Source organism: Neoroseomonas lacus, assembly GCF_014644535.1.
In the GTDB taxonomy this organism is placed as follows: Bacteria; Pseudomonadota; Alphaproteobacteria; order Acetobacterales; family Acetobacteraceae; genus Neoroseomonas; species Neoroseomonas lacus.
Genome location: NZ_BMKW01000054.1, coordinates 1 through 1152, shown reverse-complemented (window position 1 = coordinate 1152; position 1152 = coordinate 1). Strand labels below are relative to the sequence as shown.

Here is a 1152-nt window from a genome sequence, read left to right as displayed (position 1 = left end):
TGTCCGGCGTCAGCACCCTTGAGACAGAACGGCGGCGTTGAGGAACGGAGGATTTCTGGCTCATCGTAACCCCCAGGAGAGTGAAGATGAGCCAGAAATCCTCCGCTCCCACCGCCAAGCCGTCGGCTGAGAAGGTGGTGCGCGACATCCGCCGCGCCACCCGCAAGCACCACTCAGTCGAGGACAAGATCCGCATCGTCCTCGAAGGCCTGCGCGGCGAGGAGAGCATCGCCGCGCTGTGCCGCCGCGAGGCCATCGCCGAGAGCCTGTACTACGCCTGGTCGAAAGAGTTCTTGGAAGCCGGCAAGCGCCGCCTGGCCGGGGATACCGCGCGTGCCGCCACCACCGACGAGGTCAAGGAACTCCGCCAGGAAGCCCGCGCGCTGAAGGAGGTCGTCGCCGAACAGGCGCTCGAGCTGCGCCTGCTGAAAAAATGCATGATCGCGGATGGGGGCGACCGGTCATGAGGTACCCCGCCGCCGAGAAGCTCGAGATCATCCGGCTCGTCGAGCAGTCCCACCTGCCGACGCGGCGCACGCTGCGGCAGTTGGGCGTCCCGCCGGCCACGTTCTATCGCTGGGTCGACCGTTACCAGCGCGGCGGGCCCGAAGCCCTGGCCGACCGCACCTCGCGGCCCGATCGCGTGTGGAACCGCATCCCGGATGCAACGCGCGACAAGATCGTCGAACTGGCGCTCGCCGAACCGGAGTTGTCGCCACGCGAACTCGCCGTGCGCTTCACTGACCAGCAGCGCTACTTCGTCTCGGAAGCCTCGGTCTATCGCCTGCTCAAGGCGCACGACCTGATCGCCAGCCCGGCCTTCTTCGTGGTCACGGCGGCCGACGAGTTCCTCACCAAGACCACCGCGCCCAACCAGCTCTGGCAGACCGACTTCACCTATCTCAAGGTCATCGGCTGGGGCTGGTTCTACCTCTCCACCGTGCTCGATGATTTCTCGCGATACATCATCGCCTGGAAGCTCTGCACCACCATGGCGGCGCGCGATGTCACCGACACGCTGGAGATGGCGCTCACCGCATCAGGCTGCAGCCAGGTGCGAGTACGCCACCGCCCGCGCCTGCTGTCCGACAACGGGCCCTGCTACATCGCCGGCGAACTGGCGCAGTGGTTGGCCGAAAACGCCATGGACCA

General features: G+C 66.4%; 1 pseudogene. It reads left to right on the top strand.

From position 1 onward, the window contains the following. Window positions 1–86 precede the first annotated feature (86 nt). Window positions 87–1152: pseudogene (locus IEY36_RS30350) on the top strand (IS3 family transposase); the annotation flags it as partial.